This window comes from Halococcus morrhuae DSM 1307, from assembly GCF_000336695.1.
Lineage (GTDB): Archaea > Halobacteriota > Halobacteria > Halobacteriales > Halococcaceae > Halococcus > Halococcus morrhuae.
In genome coordinates, this window is the sequence record NZ_AOMC01000093.1 from 21,300 (window position 1) to 41,236 (window position 19,937).

Here is a 19,937-nt window from a genome sequence, read left to right on the forward strand (position 1 = left end):
CAAAGGTCCTTCCGACCGGTCGGTTTGGAATCGACGGTTTGTCGACCGACCAACCATCGATTCGCAGTCGGTGTCGAAAGACAGGATGAACGAGGAGGAGAAGGAGGGAAACGAACCGGATCACATCGGGGTCCGCAGTGCTTTCGGGCCTATTGTTGCCTACGGGCGCGGCGCGGCCTTTTGGAGCGCCGTTTCGGCGATATTGCCACCGTAGTCGGCGCTGCGCGACAGCGAGTCCGCGACGAGGCCAAGCCGTTTGACGCGCTGGGGGTCGAGCGTTCGCAGTAGGTCATCCACCTCGCGGGCACGCTCGTCGACCGTCTCGATGCCCGCCATCGCCTCGTTGGCCAGTTCGACGGCCTCGTCCGAATCCTCGGTGAGTAGCGCATCCATCGCCGTCTCGACGACCGCCGCGGCGTCGCTGTGAAGCGTCCCGAGCGCCTCGCCCGCGTCGTCGGGAACGCCGTCGAGCGCGCCCGCGAGATCGGCGATCTTGGTCGCGTGGTCGCCAACCCGTTCGAGCTGGCGCGCGCTCGTGTGATAATCGAAACACGTCTCGCGCGGCAGGCCGATGTCGGACGCTGCGCTCGGGTGGCGAAGCGCGCCGCGGAAGACGCGCGAGGTCATATACCAGAGCCGATCGACGTCGTCGTCGCGTTCGATGACGTCGGCCGCCAGATCCTCGTTGCCCGTCCGCAGCGCCGTCACGGCGTCGTCGAGCATGGTGAGCGCGACCAGCCGCATCCGGGTGACGGCGTTGTGGATCGACAGCTCCGCCGAATCGAGGAGATCCTGCAAGCTCACGTGTTCAGCCGTCTCCTCGATGATTTCGAGCCCCACCAGCCCCTGAGCGGTCTCCCGGATGGTCCGGCGCTGGGCGGCATCGACGCTCGCGGTTTCGAGCGTAATGACGTCGAACCCGCTGACGTACATCGTCACGACCGCGCGGGTGAGTTCGCCGTCGTTCAACCCCGTCACGTCGAGCGTTCCCTCGGCGTTCTCGGTCTCGGTACGCGGCGCGAGCAACAGCGATCCCTCCTCGGGATAGAACTCGATCTCGCCGCCGGCCTCGACGCCGTGGGCGGTCGCCCAGCCCTTCGGTAACGAAACGGTGTACGTCGAGCCACCCGTGACCTGCACCTTGCGCGTCTCCATACGCCAGATCGCCACGCCGGCACAATAAATCCGTGTATTCTATATAGTAAATTCGAGATTTTGCAATCAGCTGGACTTTCGTCCACTGATCGCTGCCAATCGTACGCTGCGGCTCTGAAGCGGTACATAGTTCGCTATTGAAATCGTTATTCATCCGAAATCGGTCGCCGATCGGCGTGTGAACGGCGATTTCGGCGAAGGGTACATTAGGTGGACGGTCCGACGGGTCGACATGCCCCGCGAAAGCTATCAGGAGCAGCTCGACAGCCTCCGCGAGGACGTCCTCTACATGAGCGAGATCGTGCTCGAACGCCTCCGGATGGGGCTCGAAGCGCTCTCGACGAAGGACGAACGCCTCGCACACGAAGTAATCGAAGGTGACGACGAGATCAACCGGATGTATCTCGATCTCGAACGGAGCTGCATCGATCTCTTCGCCCTCCAGCAGCCCGTCGCCGGCGATCTCCGCTTCATCGCCGCCTCGTTCAAGATCATCACCGATCTCGAACGGGTCGCCGATCTCGCCACCAATCTCGGCAAATACACCCTGCAGGCCGAACGCGACGTCTTCCCCGAGGTCGACATCCAGGGCATCGGGGGCATCACACAGGAGATGGTCGAGACGGCGATGACGGCCTACGACGAGAACGACACCGACGCTTGCTACGCCATCGACGAGCGCGACAACGAACTCGACGCGCTCTGTGAGCGTGCCTCGGAGATCGTCGTCCGCGATCTCATCGAATCGGAGCTCGATCCCGCCGACACCGACCAGCTCATGGCCGACGTCTCCCGCCTGCTGCTCACGATCCGCGATCTCGAACGCGTCGGCGACCACGCTGTCAACATCTCCGCACGCACCCTCTACATGGTCGACAACGACGACGAGCTCATCTACTAGTACCTTTTTACTTCGTCGGGTTCGCGCTTCGCGCGCACCACTCTCTGCTCGCGGGCGTGCGAGGCGGCGAAGCCGCCTCGAACTCGCGGCGCTACGCGCCGCGCATGGCCCGCTCGCATGGTACGAGGGACCGGAGGTCCCTCGCTACTCGCAAAAAGTACGCTGAAAACTCCCTGCTCGCGCCTGACGGCGCTCGCAGTGAACCGCGCTCACTGCTCACGGTTCACTCCGTTCACCGTTCGCTACCGAGGTTCTCCCTCCGGTCGAACCTCGCTTCGTTCGCGCGGACACTACCACTCTCCGCGACCGCCCGCAAAACCGCAACAGCACCCTCCGCCGAAGCCCTCGCGCTCCCGCTGGTCGCGCTCGCCCTTCATCCGCCAGGGGCGGGCAATCACGAGCGATTCGACAGCAGAGAATCAGGATCGATGAAACGTTCGCAGAGACGAGGGGCTTCCAACCGGCTTGCGACGTGATGTTCTCCAGCCGGCACCCCATCACCACGATTGAGGCGTGATCTGATCCTCTCCTGTAAGATGAAAGCTGAGCGCCGGAGCACGAACCCAACCGGAAAACGGTGGCGTTAGTAGTGTCGTTCTTTCGGCTCGTAGCTCTTGTCCTCACCGTCGAGAATGACCGGCGCGTAGTAGAGATCGGGCGATCCCTCGTTCCACGCGAGCATCGTGTGTTTGATCCAGTTCTCGTCGTCGCGGTCCTGATACTCCTCGCGCCAGTGTGCACCCCGGAACTCGGTGCGGGCGAGCGCCGAGAGCGTGATCGCCTCGGCGAGATCGATGAGATTCCTGGTCTCGATCGTGTGCTGGAGATCGGTGTTGAACGTGCGCGAAGGGTCGTTGACGTAGACATCCTGATAGGCCTCGCGGGCCTCGCGGATGTCGCGCAGCGCCTGCTTCAGCCCCTCCTCGTTGCGGAAGACGTTCACGTTCTCGGTCATCGACTCCTGAAGCTTCGAGCGGATATCAGCGTGCTGGACGCCCTCGTCCTTCTCCAGGAGATGCTCGATGCGCGCCTGTTCCTGATCGAGCGCGCGCTCGACGGTCTCGTCCATACCGACCACCGCACCGCCGTCGGTCGCACGATCGTCGCCGGCCTGCCCGCCGTCGGCGGCCACACCGTCCTCGGAGGTGTCGATCGATCCTGGCGAGACGGGGGTGTCGACATCGCCGGAACCGATGCTCGCGGCGGGGCCCGTCTCGATCTCGGCGGTTTCCATCTCCTTACCGGCGGCGTGACGACCCGCGCGTGCGCCGAAGACGATGAGTTCGGGCAGCGCGTTCCCGCCCAGGCGATTCGAGCCGTGGACCGAGACGCAGGCACACTCGCCGGCGGCGTACAGCCCGCCGATGCAGGTCTCGCCGTTCTCCGAGACCTCGATGCCGCCCATCGCGTAGTGCTGGCCGGGCTTGACGCGCATCGGGTCCTCCAGTGGGTTTACTCCCTCGAAATCCTCGGAGAGATGGATGATGTTTTCGAGCCGATCGGTGATGCGCTCCTCGCCGAGGTGGCGCATATCGAGATGGACATAGTCGTCCTCGAAGCCCCGGCCCTCGTTGATCTCGGTGAGCTCCGCCCGCGCCACGACGTCGCGGGAAGCGAGCTCGCCGACGTTCTTGGCGTAGCCACCCTCGAACATGAAGCGCTCACCCTCGGCGTTGTAGAGGATCCCACCCTCGCCGCGGACACCCTCGGTAATCAATACTCCTGTGGAGGGCAGCGTCGTCGGGTGGAACTGGATGAACTCCATGTCCTCCAGGGGAACGCCAGCCCGGTAGGCCATCGCGGGCCCGTCACCGGTGTTGGCGACGGCGTTCGTGGTGTGGTCGTAGACCTGCCCCGGCCCACCCGTCGCGAGGATCACGCCGTTGCGGGCCTTGAACGCGTCGACTTTCCCAGTTTGAACGTCGTAGGCGACGACACCGTGGCACTCGCGGTCCTCGGGCTCCGCGTGGTCGGTCACGGCGAGGCGGGAGACGTACCACTCGTCGTAGACCGTGATGCCTCGTTTGACGACCTGCTCGTACATCGTGTGCAGCAGGTGATGACCGGTCTCCGCGCCGGCGTAGGTCGTCCGGGGGAAGGAGAGCCCACCGAACGGGCGCTGGCTCATCCGGCCGTCGTCGTCCCGCGAGAAGGCCATCCCCCAGTGTTCGAGCTGGACGGTCTCCTTGGGGCTCTGATGGCAGAGCGTCTCGATGGCGGGTGCATCGCCCAGGTAGTCCGAGCCCTTCATCGTGTCCTCGGCGTGGCTCTCGAAGGAGTCGCCATCCCGGAGCACGGCGTTGATCCCGCCCTCGGCGGCCCCCGTGTGGCTCCGCACGGGATGGAGTTTCGAGACGAGGGCGACGTCCGCACCCTCCTCGTTCGCCGCGACCGCCGCCCGAAGGCCGGCCCCGCCCGCGCCGACCACGATGACGTCGTGTTCGTGCATCCTTGTTCGTGATGAGGGCTACCCGGACTTGAGGTTGTTCATGCCCGGCGTCGAGTTCCGGAATTTCTCAAGAAATGTCGTATTCGCCGGCTGGTTCGAGACCTGTGCGGTCGATGTCTATCGCTTCGTGTTTGCCCTCGAAACCGTGGAAGTCCGCAAAAGTCCTCGCCATTTTCATGTGCTTCGCCTCCGTGCTAGATAAATCTATTACGTCACCAGAATTTTAAGTTGTCCTTCACCGCTTCGCGCTTCATCTCCTGGATGTGCTCCGTGAGCGGGATGTCCTTCGGGCAGACCTCGGTACAGGAGAACTGGGTCTGACAGCGCCAGACGCCGTGTTCCTGTTCGAGGATGTTCATCCGGTGTTTCTTGATGTCATCGTCCTCACGCTCGTCCATCGCGAACCGGTAGGCCTTGTTGATCGCGGCGGGGCCGAGATACTCGTTGTCGCCGGCGGCGATGTTACACGAGGACTGGCAGGCACCACACCAGATACAGCGCGTGCTCATCTTCACCTTCTCGCGGTTCTCGCGGCTCTGGAGCTGCTCTTCCTCGTCGGGCGTCTCACCCTGGAAGTACGGCTCGACGGCCTCCATCTGGTCGTAGAAATGCTCCATGTCCACCACGAGGTCCTTCTCGACCTCCTGGTGGGGGAGCGGTTCGACGCGCACGGGCCGCTGGTCCAGATCCTGGATCTGCGTCTGGCAGCCGAGTCGCTGTGAACCGTTGATGAACAGCGCGTCCGAGCCACAGACCGCCTGCCGACAGGAGTGGCGGAAGGTGAGCGTCGAGTCGAACTCGTCGCGGGCGTACATCAGCGCGTCGAGCACGGTCGTCCCCTGCGGCGCGGGCACGCGGAAGTCGTCGAAGCGCGGTTCGCGCTTGGCCTCGACCTCCGGATCGTAGCGGAACACCTTGAGGTGGACGTGCGGCGTCTCGTCACCGGTCGATTCCTCCTCAGTGCGCTGGGCCTCGCGTTCGCCCTCGGCGAGACTCTTGCGTTCGAGGCGCTGCTCTTGTGGCGATTCGTCCCCTTCGGTTTCGGTTCGTTGTAGCTGTGTACTCATGTGTTTACACCAGTCCCGTCATCGCGAGTGCGAGTCGGATCCCCTGAATGACGAGCCCCAGGCCGGCGATTGCCAGCACGCCGAGGACGACCTTCTTCTGGGTCCCCTTCAGCCCCTGGTTCACCAGCGCGTTGAACACGCCGTTGACGCCGTGGAACGTCGCCGTCACCAGGAAGAGCACCATCGTGATGAAATAGCCCACCTGGCTCATCCGCGCCTGCGAGCCGAGGAAGGTGATCTCGTAGGCGTGGTTGACGAAGTGCAGCAGCATGAAATGGAAGGCGAGTACGATGACGAGAAACGCCGCGGTCAGTCGCTGGAGGAACCACGCCCAGCCGCGCCGATCGAATGAAGAATAACGTTCGGCCATTCAGAAGGCCCCCGAGAGGAAGGTCGGCACGCTCGCGACGGCGATCGCACCCGTCAGCACGAGCGATGCGTAGAAGCTCTTGTCCTGTGATTCGAGACCCACGCCGAGATCGATGAACAGCAGCCGGATCCCGTTCATGATGTGGAAGGTCGCCACGGCGAGCAGCCCCACTTCGAGGACGCGCACCAACAGCAGACTTTCGAGCGAGCGCAGCGTCGTCGTGTACAACTGCGGGCCGGAGATCGCGGTGCTCAGGACGGCGACGTGGGTGAACAGGTAGCCGATGAGCACCCAGCCGGTGAACTTGTGAAATATCCACGCCCACATGCCGGGCGCGAACTCCCGCCACCGCCCGAAGTCCTCGATGAGACCCCGATTATGCGACTGACTCATGCACGTTAACGGTCGAACCCGCATGATAAAGGCGTTACGTCACCGGATAGCGATACAGACTGCACGACGGCTCCCGATTCATGATCGATACCGGCAATGGACGGTCGGCCCATCGATAATAATCCACGCCGAAAAATTTAATAATCATGGCCAGCAATTGGGGCCATTTTGACAGTAGAGTTAATACATCCGGAGAGCCGATAGTCGGTAATGAGCGATACACCAGCGCACACTGGTGAGCAAAACGGTGGAGGGGTCGGTGGCCACGGACACGAGACGAGCCACGACCACGATCACGCGACCGATCACGATCGTGCGGACGGTCACAGCCACGCGGGTGGACACGGCGACACGAGCACGCGCAATCTCGCGCTCGTCGCGGCGATCAACCTGCTCGGCTTTGTCGCCGAGCTTGCCGGCGGGCTGCTGTTCGGTTCGGTCGCCTTGCTGAGCGACGCGATCCACATGCTGTTCGACGCGCTCGCGTACGTGATGGCGTTCGCAGCCTCCTACGTCGCCGCTCGCTACGGCACCGACGATCGCTACTCGTTCGGCCTCCACCGGCTCGAACCGCTCTCGGCGTTCGTCAATGGCGCGCTGCTGCTCCCGATGGTCGGGTTCATCCTCTACGAGGCCTACCAGCGTTTCGTCGATCCCGTCGCCATCGCCACCGGGCCGACGCTTGCCATCGCCGTCGGCGGTCTCATCGTGAACCTGCTGTCGGTCTACGTCATCGAGGGCGGCGAGATGAGTCTCAACGAGCGTGGCGCGTTCTACCATCTCCTCGGCGACGCCGGCGGGTCGATCGCAGTCATCGTCTCCGTGCTCGCGGTCACGTATACAGGCATCCGAATCATCGACCCGATTACGGCGGGACTCATCGCGCTCGTCATCGTCTGGAGCGCGGGCAAGCTCCTGCGCGGGAGTGGCCGGATCTTCCTCCACCGCACGCCGTTCGACACCGAAGCAGTGCGCGCGACGATCGAGGAGACCGACGGCGTCGAGCGGGTCGCCGACCTCCACGCCTGGCAGATCTGCAGCGAGATCACCATCGCCACCGCACACGTCGAAGTCGATACCTCTACCGACGACAACGCGCTCACCCGACGCGTGCACGACGTGCTCGCCACGAACGACGTCGACCACGCGACCATCGAACTCTGTCCACCCGGTGAGACCGATCACGCTCACCTCACCGCCCACGATCATCGCTGACCGCAGACGCCGAAATTTGTTTGACGATATTCACCTCGTGGACAGGTCGTATCGCTGAACAAGCGGGAAGGAGAGGAAAGGATCGAGCCAGCCGAGATGGACGAACCGACAGCTGTGACGGCTACGACTCGTAGTGGTGCCAGATGTAGAGCGTGGCGAGGCTCCGGTACGGTCGCCAGCGCTCGGCGATCTCACGCATCTCTCCACGTGTCAGATCCCCGCCATCCCCGTATAGCGATTCGATGCCACGGCGCACCGCGAGATCGCCGAGCGGGAGGACGTCCTCGCGACCGAGCGCGAAGATGAGGTACATCCGCGCGGTCCACTCGCCGATCCCACGGATCTCGCCGAGTTCGTCGATGACCTCCTCATCGGACGCGTCGGCGAGCCCCTCGCGGCCGAGATCGCGCTCGCGGAACGCACGAGCAGCGTTTCTGACGTACTCGGTTTTCGTCTCACCGAGGCCTGCATCGCTGAGTTCGTCGGCATCGGCCGCGAGCACCGTCGCTGGCGTGACCTCGTCGAAGCGCTCGAAGACGCGTTCGCGGACGGCGTTCGCCGAGGCCGTCGAGATCGATTGGTTGACGATCGAAACGACCAGTCGCTCGAAGGGTTCCTCGGCGGTGTCGATCTCGATCTCGCCGAACTCCTCGATCAGCGCGCGCAGTACGGGGTCCTCGCGGAGCGTCTCGTGGGCGTCGGACACGGCTCGAATGGGTGCGTGACGGCGATATCGATTGTGGTCGCGGCGATCGCTCGTAAGCGACACATCGAACGCGAGTCGGTCTCAACCGAGCGCGACATCGAGCGAGAGCATCACGACCAGCCCGATGATCGTGCCGAGCGTCGCCACCCGCTCGTGGCCGCGCTCGTGGGTCTGGGGAACGATCTCGTCGATGATGACGTAGAGCATGCCGCCGGCGGCAAAGCCCATCGCGTAGGGCAGGAGAGGAGCGGCGAACGAGACCGCGACCGCGCCGAAGACGGCGATCGGGAGTTCGACGAGTCCCGAGCGGATCCCCGTGATGCCGGCGTAGAACAGCGAGCCGAGCCCGGCGTTGCGGGCGGCGACCGCGACCGCGAGCCCCTCTGGGATGTTCTGGATGCCGATGGCGAGCATCAGCGCGATGGCGTTGCTCAGGTTGCCCGAGCCGAAGCCGACGCCGACCGCGAGCGCCTCGGGCATGTTGTGCAGCGTGATGGCGACGATGAAGATGATGAGTGGGGTGATACGGCGCTCGCTGGCTGCCTGCTGGGCCGCGACTGCCTCGCCTCCATCAGTCGAAAGCTCCTCCCTGCTGCGGCCGGTGACGAGGCGCTGGACGTATGGAACCCACTTCTCGCCGCGATCGAGCACGACTGCACCGAGCAGGACGCCGACGACGACCGGGAAGAGGCTCCCGTTGGCGTACTCCTCGATACCGGGGATGATGAGACTCGTGAAACTCGCCGCGAGCATGACGCCGCCGGCGAAGCCGAGCGCGCCGTCGAGCGCGCGATCGCTCGGATCGCGCCAGACGACCACCGACAGCGCGCCGACGGCGTTGAGCCCGGCGATGACCAGCCCGCCGACGAGCGCCTGCCAGATCGGGTCCGTGCCGGCCAGCCGGACGAAGAACTCCTCTAACATGGGTCTATCGTCCGATGGTGGTGATCTCCGGGGGAAATCGCATCGTTCGTTGTAGCCGATAAACGGCTCTTGCGCTGCATCCAACGACTCGTTTAGTCGGATGAAAGGATATGAGTTTCGTCTCCGAAACAGTTCGTTGTCGTTGCCACTGTTCGTTCGTGATCGCGAGCGAAAAACGGGCCGGCCGGTTTGGCCCCCGGCCCGTGGTTCGCGTATGCTCCCACACTCGGCGGCCCCGTGTCGGCCGAGCGTAGCGCAGACCCCGCGTGTCTGCATCCCACGGTTGCACAGCCAGTTGCTTAAATGTTGTTACCAATTGCCACGCTCTGCTGGCGGTCGCCGGCTCACGACCGATCGGAACGCAGGACTGCACCCAGAAACGATCGAAAAACGGGGAATCAGCGGTTTACAGCAGCTCTTCGACGTTGTCGGCGACTTCCTCGGGCGTGTCGCCGACGGGCACGCCGGCGTCGCCGAGCGCCTCGATCTTGCTCTCGGCGGTACCGGCACCGGAGCCGCTCACGATCGCGCCGGCGTGACCCATCCGCTTGCCGGCGGGCGCGGTCCGGCCCGCGATGAAGCCCGCCACGGGCGTGTCCATGTTCTCGTCGATGTATCGGGCGGCTTCTTCCTCGTCGCTGCCGCCGATCTCGCCGCACATCACGATCGCGTCGGTCGCGGGATCGTCCTCGAACAGCGAGAGCGCGTCGACGAAGTCCGTCCCGATGATCGGATCGCCGCCGATCCCGATCGCCGTCGTCTGACCCAGCCCGCGATCGGTGAGGTTATCGACGACCTGGTAGGTCAGGGTGCCCGAGCGCGAGATGAGCCCAACGTTGCCCGACGAGAAGATGTTGCCCGGCAGAATTCCCAACTTGGCCTCGCCGGGTGTGATGACGCCGGGACAGTTCGGCCCGACGAGGTGTTTGTCGGTCTCGCCGAGGCGCTTTTTGACGCGACTCATGTCCTGGGTCGGGATCCCCTCGGTGATCGCCACCACCAGATCGACGGGCGAATCGAGCGCCTCGAAGATGGCGTCGGCCGCAAAGGCCGGCGGGACGAGGACGACGGACGCGTCGGCGTTCTCGGCCTCGGCAGCGCCGGTGACCGTATCGTAGACCGGCACGCCGTGGACCTCCTCGCCACCCCGACCGGGGACTGCACCCGCGACGACGTTCGTCCCGTACTCCATCATCTGACCGGCGTGGAACTCGCCCTCGCCGCCGGTGATCCCTTGAACTACCACGCGCGTGTCCTCGTCGACGAGCACGCTCATTGTGCACCCCCAGCCTGCTCGACAGATCGCTGGACCGCGCCTTCGAGCGTCTGCTCGATGTCGAGCGCGTCGGCGTTCAGGATCTCCATCCCCTCCTCGGCGTTCGTCCCTGCCAGCCTGACGACGACGGGTTTCGGGAGCTCGTCGAACTCCTCGATGGCGCTGTTGATGCCGCGTGCCACCTCGTCGCCGCGGGTGATGCCCCCGAAGAGGTTGAAGACCACGCTGTCGACGTTGTCGTCCGAGAAGACCATGTCGAGCGCGTTCGCCACGCGTTCGGCCTTCGCGCCGCCGCCGATGTCGAGGAAGTTCGCGGGTTCGCCCCCGTAGTAGTCGACGAGATCGAGCGTCGTCATGACGAGCCCGGCCCCGTTGCCGATGATTCCTACGTTGCCGTCGAGGCGGACGTAGTCGAACCCGTACTCGTTGGCCTTCGCTTCGAGATCGTCGCCCGCCGCGGCCTCCTCCATTTCGGCGAGGTCTGGCTGGCGAAAGAGCGCGTCGTCGTCGATGTTCATCACCGCGTCGGCGGCGACGACCTCGTCGTCGCCCGTGATCATCAGCGGGTTGATCTCGGCCTCACTCGCGTCGCGATCCTCCCAGAGGTCGAACAGCGTCGTGAGCACGCTCGCGACGTCGGAGGCGACCGCGCGATCGACGCCCGCATCGTAAACCGCCCGGTTGGCCTGGTAGTGGTGCATGCCGAAGGCGGGATCGACGTGTTCGCGCGCGATGGCTTCCGGGCTCTCCTCGGCGACCGATTCGATGTCGACGCCACCCTCAGAGGAGACCATCGCCACGGGCTCGCCCGCGCCGCGGTCCATCGTCACGCCGACGTAGAGCTCGTCGACGAAATCCACGGCCTGTTCGACGAGCACGCGCTCGACGGTGTAGCCCTTGAGATCCATTCCGAGGATGGAGTCGGCGGCCTCGCGGGCCTCCTCGTCGCTCTCGGCGAGCTCGATCCCGCCGGCCTTCCCCCGCCCGCCGACGTGGACCTGTGCCTTCACCGCAACCGGATAGCCGATCGATTCGGCCGCATCGAGCACCTCGTCGGTGCTTTCGGCCAGCACCGACTCGGGCGTCGGCATGCCGGCCTCGGCGAAGACTTCCTTTGCCTGATATTCGTGGAGTCGCATCACCTCGTGAACGGAGTGGCGAGCGCATAAATCCCCGCGATTCGCGACGTTGCTCGTTCCGGTCAGCGGACTCTTGTCGGACAGATCGTGGACATGTCGCCGCTCGTGGCCACCGACGAACGATGTTCGCCAACTCTCCCCACTCAGAGTACGTCCGGCGAATCGGCGATGACGCCGTCGACGCCGGCCCGTTCGAGCAGCCCGACCGCGATCGGGCTGTCGATCGTCCAGACGTTCACCCCCATGCCGGCGTCGTGGGCGCGCTCGATCGCGTCGGTCAGCAGCCAGTGACTCCAATGGACGTGGATATACCCACAGTCGAGCGCGAGCGCGTTCTCGAAATCCTCGTCGGTGTTCAGCCCGAAGAGATAGGCCAGCTCCACGGTCGGATCGTCGGTGTCGAGCTGGTCGAGCGCCTCGCCGTCGAACGAGGAGACGATGACCTCGTTGTCGACCGTGGAAGCGGCCGCGACCGCCTCGTTCGCGATCCCGCGCTCCTTCAGTTCGAGGTTGATCCCCGTTCCGTTCGGGATCGCGTCAGCAGCCTCCGTAAGCGACACAATTCCAGTATTCGTGTCATGTACGTCGAGCGCTTCGAGCCGCGAGAGCGGGAGCTCGTCGACGCGCCCGGAGCCGTCGGTCGCCCGATCGACCACCTCGTCGTGGAAGACGACGAGTTCACCCGAGCCACACCGTCGAACGTCAAGCTCGATCACGTCCGCGTCGGCGACCGCGTTCTCGATGGCGACGAGCGTGTTCGCGGGATAGCGGTCGGCGAAGCCGCGGTGGGCGATGAGCCGCATCGGGGCCGTTTGACCGCCGACGGACAAAGCCCTCTCGGAGGTAGTTTTTTCTCGCTGGTCGACGAGTCACCGTCATGCGCGCCGTCAGATATCACGATCACGGCGGTCCGGACGTGCTCACAACCGAGGAGATCGACGACCCCACACCAGACGACGAGGAGGTGGTCGTCGACGTCCACGCCGCCGGCGTCAACCCCGTCGATACCTACTTCCGAGACGGGGGATACGAACCGTTCTCGCTCCCGATGGTTCCTGGAACAGACTTCGCCGGCGAGGTCCGCGAGACCGGCTCCGCGGTCAAGGGATTCGCGTCCGGCGATCGCGTCTACGGGACGGGCATCGGCCGCGAGCACTACGGTGGCTACGCCGAGCGCGTCGCCGTCCCCTCGGATCGACTCGTCACGCTGCCCGACAGTGTGGACACGACTGCGGCGGGCGCGGCGGGCGTCGCCGGCGTGACGGCCTGGCGCGCGCTCGTCGATCACGCGGCGCTCGAACCCGGTGAAACCTGTCTTGTCCACGGCGGCTCCGGCGGGGTCGGCCACGTCGCGGTCCAGCTCGCCGCCGCGGCTGGCGCACGGGTGCTGACGACCGCCAGCCCGGACTACCACGACCGCCTCGCCGAACTGGGTGCCGACGCGGTCCTCGATTACTTGCGGGACGATCTCGCCGACGCGGTCCAGGAGGTCGCGAGCGCGGGTCCGGGAACCGACGGCGTCGACGTGATCCTCGACCACCGCCTCGACGACTACCTCCAGTTCGATGCCGACGTGGCCGCGACCGGCGCGCGGGTGGTCGGTATCGGCGAGAGCGATCCGGCGGTCGGTCTGGAGAACGACGGTGTCGCGCGGAGCAAGGACGTCTCCTACCAGTTCATGAGTATGTTCAACACGCCAGAGTTCCGCGTGCCGCTCGCCCGGCTGGCTCAGCTCATGGATGCCGGCGACCTCACGATCGACATCGCCCGCGAGTACGGACTCGACGAGGCGGGCGACGCACAGCGCGCCGTCCTGGAGGAGAGTTTCCTCGGGAAACTCGTGCTCGTTCCGGAGCGATGATCGGCCCGGACCGTCTCGCAACGTTCGTAACCCGGTGTTGAGTAGGCCGGGCCATGTCGCTGCTCTCGGTCTTCGCCACGGCCATCCTCCCTATCGTCACCATCGCGGCGGTCGGCTTCGTTCTCGGGCGCGTCCGTGAGATCGACGTCGGCCCGCTCAACACCGTCACCGTCTACGTACTCGTGCCAGCGCTGGTTTTCCACAGTCTCACGACGACCACGGTCGGCGGCGCGACGCTGGCGAAGGTGTTCGTCGGCGTCGTCGTCTTCATCCTGGTCATGGTCGGGCTCGCGGAGGGTGTCGGCCGCGTGCTCGGCGAGAGCGAACCGATACAGAGCGCGTTCGTGTTGGTGAGCGCTTTCTCGAACTCGGGCAACTACGGGATCCCCCTCTCCGAGTTCGCCTTCGGCGAGACCGGCCGGGCGACGGCGGTCCTCTATCTGGTCGCCCAGAGCGTCGTCATCTACACCGTGGGCGTGTATCTCGCCTCGCGGGCCGGCGGTGCGCGCGGTCTCGGCGCGCTCACGAAGGTGTTCAGACTGCCGTTGGTCTATGCGGTCGTGCTCGCACTCGTCGTGCGCGCGCTCGGGCTCGTCCCACCGGCCGACGGCGCGACGATGACGACGATCCAGCTCGTCGGCGACGCGTCGATCCCGCTGATGCTCATTTTGGTGGGAGTCCAACTGGCGAGCGCGAACTACGGCGCGGCGCTGTCGCGCGTGGGACCGGCGAACGTTCTCAAACTCCTCGTCGCGCCGGCCGTCGGGCTCGCCATCGTGTCCATGCTCGACTTCGGCAACACGACCGTCGCGCGCGTGTTCGTCCTCGAATGTGCCGCGCCGGCGGCGATCACGTCGCTCATCCTGCTCATCGAACTGGGTGGCGAGCCGCCGGCAGGCGTCAGCGGCCCGGAGTACGTCAGCGCGGCCGTCCTCACGACGACGCTCCTGAGCGTGCCCGTGCTCACGCTGTTGATTACGCTCCTCAAATCGGGCCTCGTCGAGTCGCTGCTGTAGCGGAGTTGGTATCCGTTATCATAGCTCTTAACAGCGCTTCGCGCCCATCGAACGTATGGCCGTCGATGACGAGTTCTACGACCCACCGGATATCCAAACCTCGGCCGACGCGCTCGGCCACGATCACGCCGACGTCGCCGAGTATCGCGCGCTCGCCGCCGATCTCCGCGAGCAGATCCGTGGCGAAGTGCGCTTCGACGAATACTCACAGATCCTCTACGCGACCGACGGCAGCATCTATCAGGCCCGACCCGCCGGCGTGGTCTGCCCGCGCGACACCGAGGACGTGCGAGCGGCGATCCGGGTCGCTGCCGACCACGACACACCGGTGCTCCCGCGCGGCACCGGCTCGTCGCTGGCCGGGCAGGCCGTGGGACCGGGCTGTGTCGTGCTCGATACGACCCGCCACATGGATTCGATCCTCGATGTCGATCCCGACGGGAAAACTGCAACCGTCCAGCCCGGCGTCGTCCAGGATCATCTCGACGACCATCTCGATCAGTGGGATCTCAAGTTCGCACCTGACCCCGCCTCCTCGAACCGGGCGACGATCGGCGGCGGGATCGGGAACAACAGTACCGGCGCGCACTCGGTGCGCTACGGCATCACCGACGCCTACACCGCGGAGCTGCGGGTCGTGCTCGCCGACGGCTCGCTGATCCATACTCGCCCCGTGGTCCTGGATAGTCCCGAGTGGGACGGGTTGGTCGACAAGGACGACCGCGAGGCCGCGCTCTACCGCACGGTACGAGAACTGGTCGAGGAGAACGAAGCGGAGATCGACGAGCGCTATCCGACCCTGAAGCGCTCGGTGTCTGGCTACAACCTCCACAAAGCTATCTACGAGAACGAGGCCGGCGAAGAAGTCATCAACCTCACGAAACTGTTCGTCGGCGCGGAGGGGACCTTGGGGACGATCGTCGAGGCGACGCTCGACCTCGTGAGCAAGCCCGACGAGACCGCGCTCGCGCTCTACTGTTTCGAGAGTTTGGGCGACGCGATGGAGGCCGTCCCCGAGGCGCTCGACTTCGACGTGAGCGCCGTCGAGCTGATGGACGACGAGGTGTTCCGGCTGGCGAGCGAGTCGACCGAGTTCGCCCAGTACGCCGAACCGATCCCCGAGGGGACGGCCGCGGCGCTGATGCTCGAATACGATTCGGAGCTCCGCGACGACTTCGAGGACGCGATCGGGGCGACGAACAACCACTTCGTCGACGAGGGAAGCGCCTTCGAGGTACTGGAGGCCTATTCCGAGGAAGATCAACTGAAGCTCTGGAAGCTCCGCAAGGCCGCGATCCCGCTGTTGATGAGTCTCGAAGGCGATCCGAAACCCTACCCGTTCATCGAGGACGCGACCGTTCCTCCTGAGGAGCTCGCCGAATACGTGGGTGAGTTCGAGGAAGTGCTGAAAGACCACGACACGTCGGCGGCGTACTTCGCGCACGCCGGATCGGGGACGCTCCACATCCGTCCGATCCTCAGCCTCAAGGAGAACGAAGGAGTCGAGACGATGCACTCGATCTCAGAGGACGTCACCACGCTCGTGCTGGAGCACAACGGCTCCTTTTCGGGCGAGCACGGCGACGGCCTCGCACGCACGGAGTTCAACCCGAAGATGTACGGCGAGGTACTTTGGAGCGCGTTCCAGGAACTCAAACTCGCCGCCGATCCCGACCGGCGGATGAACCCCGGCAAGGTGGTCTACTGGGCGGACGATCCGGCCGACATGCGCGAGAACCTCCGGTACGGGGCGGAATATTCCTCCCTCGAACCGCAGACCGAGATGGACTTCGAGGGAGAAGGTGGCTTCTCGCACGCCATCGAGCTCTGTAACGGCTGTGGCNGGAATATTCCTCCCTCGAACCGCAGACCGAGATGGACTTCGAGGGAGAAGGTGGCTTCTCGCACGCCATCGAGCTCTGTAACGGCTGTGGCACCTGCCGGCAGACCGACTCGAACACGATGTGTCCGACCTACCGCGCCTCGAAGGAGGAGATCCAGACGACGCGCGGGCGGGCGAACATGCTCCGGGCGGGGATCTCCGGCGAGATTTCTGAGGAGGAGATGTTCTCCGAACGGTTCCAGGAGGAGGTGCTCGACCTCTGTGTCGGCTGCAAGGGCTGCAAGAGCGACTGTCCGACGGGCGTCGACATGGCGAAGATCAAGACGGAGGTCAAACACGAGTACCACGAGCGCGAGGGGGCGGGTCTCCGCGAACGCCTCTTCGCCAACATCGACAGTCTGGCCGCGCTCGGCAGCCGATTTGCGCCGCTGTCGAACTGGGGGCCGAAACTACCGGGCGCACGAACCGCGATGGAACGAGTCGCCGGCATCGCCGCCGAGCGCGAACTGCCACACTTCGAGCGCGAGAGTCTGGAGGAGTGGTTCGCCGCCCGCGGTGGTTCCAAAATTTCGGTGGCCGACGCCAACGAGAAGGCCCTGCTCTTTCCCGACACCTACACGAACTACAGCAACACCACCCCGGGGAAGGCCGCGATCTTGACGCTCGAAGCGGCCGGTGTCCACGTCGAGATCCCCGACGACGTGGTGTCGAGCGGCCGGCCGGCCTACTCGAAGGGCTTTCTCGACGAAGCGCGCGGGCGCGCGGCAACGAACGTCGCGGCGCTCGATCCCTACGTCCGGGACGGCTGGTCGGTCGTCTTCACCGAGCCCTCGGACGCCGTGATGTTCCAGGACGAGTATCTCGATCTCCTGCCGGACGACGACCCGACTCGGCGAGTCTCCGGCGACGCTTACGGCGTGCTCGAATACATCGACGTGCTGCGACTCGACGAGGAGATCGACTTCACCGATCGAGAGGAATCGCTCACCTACCACGGCCACTGCAACCAGAAGGCGCTCAACAAGGACCACCACGCGGTCGGCGTTCTCAGACGGGCCGGCTACGCCGTGGACCCGCTCGATTCGGGCTGCTGTGGCATGGCCGGCTCGTTCGGCTACGAGGAAGAACACTACGACCTCTCGCAGGCGATCGGGAACATCCTCTTCGAGCAGGTCGACGAGAGCGGCGGCGAGGAAGTGGTCGCGCCCGGCACCTCCTGTCGCACCCAACTCGGCGACCGCCCCGACGAAACCGCGCCGCGTCATCCGATCGAGAGGGTCGCGCTGGCGATCGCGCGCTGACGCCTCAGCCGCCCGACTCGCCGAACAGCTGGCCGATCGTCCGCAACAGATCGACGACCGATTCGAGGATCGCGTCGATGCGCTCGATGAGGTCCTGTGCACCTTCGAGTTGGAGCATGACCGCTGCGCCGCTCGACAACTCGACGGAGAGGGCTGCTGTGTCGGGGCTACCGGACACGACCACGACAACGCCGACGGCCACCAATCCGACCGCTACGGGAAGCGGTTTCATGGGGCGTCGGTATCTCGCGCTCGCCTATACCGGTTGCGGTGATCTACCGCGCACCACGGTATCACCCGATTTTTCGACAGCTCGACTCAGGAATCGCGCTGCTGGCGGGCACAGTCGGCGATCGGGGCGAGCACGCTATCGGCGATCTCGTAGGGGTCGGTCTCGCCGGCGGTGACGCCCGCGACGAGCTCCTCGATGCCGCCGTGGGCGGCGATTTCCTCGGTGAGGAGTTCGGCGGTGTCCTCGCGCAGCAGGGTACGGATCTCCTCGGCGTAGCGGGCGCGTGCCTTCGCTTCGAGTTCGCCCGTCGCTTCGAGGTGTGCCCGATGGTCGTCGAGCGCGTCGACGTACTCTTCGACGCCCTCGCCACGGGTGGCGACCGCCTCGACGATCGGCGGCATCCAGCCGTTTTCGGCCTCCGTGCGCTGGAGCGCGACCGCCTCGGCCGACTCGGCGTGATGGCCCGCGTGGTGGCCGGTCGAAGAGCGTCCACCGTCGTCATCGCGCAGTTGGAGCATCTCGTTCAGTTCTTGGACTGTTCTGTCGGCACCGTCGAGATCGGCCTTGTTCACGACGAACACGTCGGCGATCTCCAGAATGCCGGCCTTGAGCATCTGCACGTCGTCGCCGCTGCCGGGCTGGACGAGCACCGTCACCGTGTCGGCGGTTTTCACGATGTCGATCTCGTTTTGGCCGGCTCCGACGGTCTCGACGATGATCCTGTCCTTGCCGAATGCGTCGAGCGCCTTCACGGCGTCGGCGGTGGCGATCGAGACGCCGCCGAGCGAGCCGCGTGCGCTCATCGAGCGGAAGAAGACGTCCATGTCGCCGACGTTCGAGGCCATTCGGATGCGATCGCCGAGCACCGCGCCGCCAGTAAAGGGCGAGGAGGGGTCGATGGCGATGACGCCGACGGTGAGGCCCTGACTCCGATAGTGTTCGGCGACCTTGTCGACGAGGGTTGATTTGCCCGCGCCCGGGCTGCCCGTGATGCCGATGACCTCGGCGTTGCCGGTGTGATCGTAGAGCGAGGAGACCAGCTCGCGGTGGCCCGGCATGCGGTTTTCGATCTTCGTGATCGCCCGCGCCAGCGCGCGGTGATCGCCGTCGAGCAGGCGGTCGAGCAGCCCGCTCATTCGCGCTTGGGGGCGTTCTCGCGAACGAATTCGATGGTGTCATCCATCGACGCACCGGGGCCGAAGATGGCCGAGACGCCCCGTTCTCTGAGCTCGTCCTCGTCCTTGTCGGGAACGATCCCGCCGACGATGACGAGCGTGTCGTCGAGCGCGCCGTACTCGTCGAGTCCGTCGAGGATCTTGGGCACGAGCGTGTTGTGCGCCCCCGAGAGAATGGAAATCCCGAGGACGTCGACGTCCTCCTGGACGGCGGCCTGGACGACCTCGTCCGGCGAGCGATGGAGGCCAGAATAGACGACCTCGAAGCCCGCATCGCGGAAGGCGCGCGCGATGACGTGCGCGCCGCGGTCGTGGCCGTCGAGTCCGACCTTGGCGACGAGACAGCGGATTGGCCGCTGTGTCTGCTCTGCACTCATGCACGCCCATTCAGCCGCCGCCGATTTGTGTTTATCGGTGAAAAACGATGCACGATCGTCAGTAGCCGTGCGGTCCGAGCTGTCGGCGCTCGTGCTGGACCGCCTCGAAGACCAGCCAGAATCCGGCCAGCGCGGTCAGGATCGGGACGAACGATCCCGGATTTGCCCAGTCGATCGCCCGTCTGGACGTGAACCCGTAGAACGTCCCATCGCGCGAGACGTATTTCGGCAGGCTCCGGCTGTCGTCCTCGAAACTGTAGCTCTGCCCGTCGATGGCGTTGTCGACGATGCGTTTCGTCCCGGCGTCGAGCTGTCGGTACGGTGTCGTCTGCGTTTGCTGCTGGAAGCTGAGTTCGTCGACCTGGCCATTGTACCCGAACTGGTAATCGAAATCGGCCGTGCCGAGCCAGATCGGCCCGCTGGCGAGCAGAACGCAGACGCCGAGGAGCATCAGGAGGAATCGGAGCGACGAGTACCGCGTGAGCAGCGCGCTCCGAAGGATCGATCGGACCATACATTTACTGCCGAAACCGCCAA

Annotated in this window: 18 protein-coding genes and 1 pseudogene; 5 read left to right on the plus strand and 14 right to left on the minus strand. The window is 65.2% G+C overall.

Going from position 1 to position 19,937, the window contains the following annotated elements:
- Positions 1 to 159 precede the first annotated feature (159 nt).
- Entirely contained in the window at positions 160 to 1,155 is a 996-nt protein-coding gene (locus tag C448_RS06670) for a phosphate uptake regulator PhoU (RefSeq protein ID WP_004053041.1), read from the minus strand.
- 232 nt (positions 1,156 to 1,387) lie between these two features.
- Between C448_RS06670 and phoU the strand changes: the two genes are divergently transcribed.
- Entirely contained in the window at positions 1,388 to 2,056 is a 669-nt protein-coding gene (gene phoU / locus C448_RS06675; protein WP_004053043.1) for a phosphate signaling complex protein PhoU, read from the plus strand.
- Positions 2,057 to 2,639: 583 nt separating this feature from the next.
- Here phoU and C448_RS06680 read toward each other — a convergent pair.
- The 4 genes from C448_RS06680 to sdhC all read right to left on the minus strand — a co-directional run bounded on the left by C448_RS06680 (position 2,640) and on the right by sdhC (position 6,335).
- On the minus strand, positions 2,640 to 4,505 hold the full coding sequence (locus C448_RS06680) for an FAD-binding protein (RefSeq protein ID WP_004053045.1): 1,866 nt from the start codon (positions 4,503 to 4,505) through the stop codon (positions 2,640 to 2,642).
- A gap of 212 nt (positions 4,506 to 4,717) precedes the next feature.
- Positions 4,718 to 5,572 (minus strand): succinate dehydrogenase/fumarate reductase iron-sulfur subunit, encoded by an 855-nt coding sequence (locus C448_RS06685; protein ID WP_004053047.1) that lies wholly within the window; start codon positions 5,570 to 5,572, stop codon positions 4,718 to 4,720.
- A gap of 4 nt (positions 5,573 to 5,576) precedes the next feature.
- The gene (locus C448_RS06690) at positions 5,577 to 5,942 is read right to left on the minus strand and encodes a succinate dehydrogenase hydrophobic membrane anchor subunit (protein WP_004053049.1); all 366 of its coding nucleotides are present in this window, start codon (positions 5,940 to 5,942) and stop codon (positions 5,577 to 5,579) included.
- The gene (gene sdhC / locus C448_RS06695) at positions 5,943 to 6,335 is read right to left on the minus strand and encodes a succinate dehydrogenase, cytochrome b556 subunit (RefSeq protein WP_004053050.1); all 393 of its coding nucleotides are present in this window, start codon (positions 6,333 to 6,335) and stop codon (positions 5,943 to 5,945) included.
- Between the two features lie 210 nt (positions 6,336 to 6,545).
- Between sdhC and C448_RS06700 the strand changes: the two genes are divergently transcribed.
- On the plus strand, positions 6,546 to 7,550 hold the full coding sequence (locus C448_RS06700; protein ID WP_004053051.1) for a cation diffusion facilitator family transporter: 1,005 nt from the start codon (positions 6,546 to 6,548) through the stop codon (positions 7,548 to 7,550).
- Positions 7,551 to 7,671: 121 nt separating this feature from the next.
- On the opposite strand, the gene C448_RS06705 is transcribed toward C448_RS06700, so the two are convergent.
- The 5 genes from C448_RS06705 to C448_RS06725 all read right to left on the minus strand — a co-directional run bounded on the left by C448_RS06705 (position 7,672) and on the right by C448_RS06725 (position 12,398).
- Positions 7,672 to 8,256 (minus strand): DNA-3-methyladenine glycosylase family protein, encoded by a 585-nt coding sequence (locus C448_RS06705; RefSeq protein ID WP_049916124.1) that lies wholly within the window; start codon positions 8,254 to 8,256, stop codon positions 7,672 to 7,674.
- Positions 8,257 to 8,337: 81 nt separating this feature from the next.
- Positions 8,338 to 9,180, minus strand: coding sequence for a ZIP family metal transporter (locus C448_RS06710; RefSeq protein ID WP_004053059.1), 843 nt, complete (start codon positions 9,178 to 9,180; stop codon positions 8,338 to 8,340).
- A gap of 406 nt (positions 9,181 to 9,586) precedes the next feature.
- Positions 9,587 to 10,456 (minus strand): succinate--CoA ligase subunit alpha, encoded by an 870-nt coding sequence (gene sucD, locus C448_RS06715; protein ID WP_004053061.1) that lies wholly within the window; start codon positions 10,454 to 10,456, stop codon positions 9,587 to 9,589.
- Positions 10,453 to 11,595, minus strand: a complete 1,143-nt coding sequence (sucC, locus tag C448_RS06720) for an ADP-forming succinate--CoA ligase subunit beta (RefSeq protein ID WP_004053071.1) — start codon at positions 11,593 to 11,595, stop codon at positions 10,453 to 10,455. Before sucC ends, sucD begins: the two co-directional genes overlap by 4 nt.
- Before the next feature lie 143 nt (positions 11,596 to 11,738).
- Positions 11,739 to 12,398: a glycerophosphodiester phosphodiesterase gene (locus C448_RS06725; protein ID WP_004053073.1), complete on the minus strand. Its 660-nt coding sequence runs from the start codon at positions 12,396 to 12,398 to the stop codon at positions 11,739 to 11,741.
- Positions 12,399 to 12,472: 74 nt separating this feature from the next.
- On the opposite strand from C448_RS06725, the gene C448_RS06730 reads away from it, so the two are divergent.
- The 3 genes and pseudogenes from C448_RS06730 to C448_RS15495 all read left to right on the plus strand — a co-directional run bounded on the left by C448_RS06730 (position 12,473) and on the right by C448_RS15495 (position 17,616).
- Positions 12,473 to 13,456 (plus strand): NADPH:quinone reductase, encoded by a 984-nt coding sequence (locus C448_RS06730; RefSeq protein WP_004053076.1) that lies wholly within the window; start codon positions 12,473 to 12,475, stop codon positions 13,454 to 13,456.
- Between the two features lie 53 nt (positions 13,457 to 13,509).
- On the plus strand, positions 13,510 to 14,472 hold the full coding sequence (locus C448_RS06735; RefSeq protein WP_004053077.1) for an AEC family transporter: 963 nt from the start codon (positions 13,510 to 13,512) through the stop codon (positions 14,470 to 14,472).
- Positions 14,473 to 14,527: 55 nt separating this feature from the next.
- Positions 14,528 to 17,616: pseudogene (locus C448_RS15495) on the plus strand (FAD-binding and (Fe-S)-binding domain-containing protein).
- A 4-nt stretch (positions 17,617 to 17,620) separates the two neighbouring features.
- On the opposite strand, the gene C448_RS06750 reads toward C448_RS15495, so the two are convergent.
- The 4 genes from C448_RS06750 to C448_RS06765 form a co-directional block, all read right to left on the minus strand.
- Positions 17,621 to 17,848, minus strand: coding sequence for a hypothetical protein (locus C448_RS06750; RefSeq protein ID WP_004053079.1), 228 nt, complete (start codon positions 17,846 to 17,848; stop codon positions 17,621 to 17,623).
- An 86-nt stretch (positions 17,849 to 17,934) separates the two neighbouring features.
- Positions 17,935 to 18,984: a methylmalonyl Co-A mutase-associated GTPase MeaB gene (gene meaB / locus C448_RS06755; protein ID WP_004053081.1), complete on the minus strand. Its 1,050-nt coding sequence runs from the start codon at positions 18,982 to 18,984 to the stop codon at positions 17,935 to 17,937.
- Positions 18,981 to 19,400 carry a cobalamin B12-binding domain-containing protein gene (locus tag C448_RS06760; RefSeq protein ID WP_004053084.1) on the minus strand — a complete coding sequence of 140 codons (420 nt, stop codon included), beginning with the start codon at positions 19,398 to 19,400 and terminating at the stop codon, positions 18,981 to 18,983. Before C448_RS06760 ends, meaB begins: the two co-directional genes overlap by 4 nt.
- Positions 19,401 to 19,458: 58 nt before the next feature.
- The gene (locus C448_RS06765) at positions 19,459 to 19,914 is read right to left on the minus strand and encodes a hypothetical protein (RefSeq protein ID WP_004053086.1); all 456 of its coding nucleotides are present in this window, start codon (positions 19,912 to 19,914) and stop codon (positions 19,459 to 19,461) included.
- Between the last annotated feature and the right edge of the window lie 23 nt (positions 19,915 to 19,937).

Bases quoted from the DNA above. Each gene is read 5' to 3' on its own strand.
- C448_RS06685 (WP_004053047.1), bottom strand. From the start codon at position 5,572: ATGAGTACACAGCTACAACGAACCGAAACCGAAGGGGACGAATCGCCA.
- sdhC (WP_004053050.1), bottom strand. From the start codon at position 6,335: ATGAGTCAGTCGCATAATCGGGGTCTCATCGAGGACTTCGGGCGGTGG.
- sucC (WP_004053071.1), bottom strand. From the start codon at position 11,595: ATGCGACTCCACGAATATCAGGCAAAGGAAGTCTTCGCCGAGGCCGGC.
- C448_RS06690 (WP_004053049.1), bottom strand. From the start codon at position 5,942: ATGGCCGAACGTTATTCTTCATTCGATCGGCGCGGCTGGGCGTGGTTC.
- C448_RS06730 (WP_004053076.1), top strand. From the start codon at position 12,473: ATGCGCGCCGTCAGATATCACGATCACGGCGGTCCGGACGTGCTCACA.
- C448_RS06725 (WP_004053073.1), bottom strand. From the start codon at position 12,398: ATGCGGCTCATCGCCCACCGCGGCTTCGCCGACCGCTATCCCGCGAAC.
- C448_RS06710 (WP_004053059.1), bottom strand. From the start codon at position 9,180: ATGTTAGAGGAGTTCTTCGTCCGGCTGGCCGGCACGGACCCGATCTGG.
- meaB (WP_004053081.1), bottom strand. From the start codon at position 18,984: ATGAGCGGGCTGCTCGACCGCCTGCTCGACGGCGATCACCGCGCGCTG.
- sucD (WP_004053061.1), bottom strand. From the start codon at position 10,456: ATGAGCGTGCTCGTCGACGAGGACACGCGCGTGGTAGTTCAAGGGATC.
- C448_RS06700 (WP_004053051.1), top strand. From the start codon at position 6,546: ATGAGCGATACACCAGCGCACACTGGTGAGCAAAACGGTGGAGGGGTC.
- phoU (WP_004053043.1), top strand. From the start codon at position 1,388: ATGCCCCGCGAAAGCTATCAGGAGCAGCTCGACAGCCTCCGCGAGGAC.
- C448_RS06760 (WP_004053084.1), bottom strand. From the start codon at position 19,400: ATGAGTGCAGAGCAGACACAGCGGCCAATCCGCTGTCTCGTCGCCAAG.
- C448_RS06735 (WP_004053077.1), top strand. From the start codon at position 13,510: ATGTCGCTGCTCTCGGTCTTCGCCACGGCCATCCTCCCTATCGTCACC.
- C448_RS06750 (WP_004053079.1), bottom strand. From the start codon at position 17,848: ATGAAACCGCTTCCCGTAGCGGTCGGATTGGTGGCCGTCGGCGTTGTC.
- C448_RS06670 (WP_004053041.1), bottom strand. From the start codon at position 1,155: ATGGAGACGCGCAAGGTGCAGGTCACGGGTGGCTCGACGTACACCGTT.
- C448_RS06680 (WP_004053045.1), bottom strand. From the start codon at position 4,505: ATGCACGAACACGACGTCATCGTGGTCGGCGCGGGCGGGGCCGGCCTT.
- C448_RS06765 (WP_004053086.1), bottom strand. From the start codon at position 19,914: ATGGTCCGATCGATCCTTCGGAGCGCGCTGCTCACGCGGTACTCGTCG.